Raw genomic sequence first — 232 nt, forward strand, 5'->3', positions numbered from 1 at the left:
CTCGGTGAGCTTCTCGGCCACCTGTTCCACTTTCTTGCGGCTGTTACAGTAAATAATCCCGCTCTGGCCCCGCACGCTGGCTAAAAAGCGCACCAGCTGCGCCATCGGCTTGTACTTTTCCTGCAGGGTATAGCGGATATTGGGGCGGTCAAAGCTGCCCAGATGCGTAAAAGGCGCATCCAGCGCCAGCCGGTTCATGATGTCCTGCCGGGTGGTGTCGTCTGCCGTGGCG

At 59.5% G+C, this 232-nt stretch carries 1 pseudogene; it reads right to left on the reverse strand.

From position 1 onward, the window contains the following. A pseudogene (locus tag ACYP03_RS28210) lies at window positions 1-232 on the reverse strand (ATP-dependent DNA helicase RecQ); the annotation flags it as partial.

Source organism: Photobacterium sp. R1 (assembly GCF_054600795.1).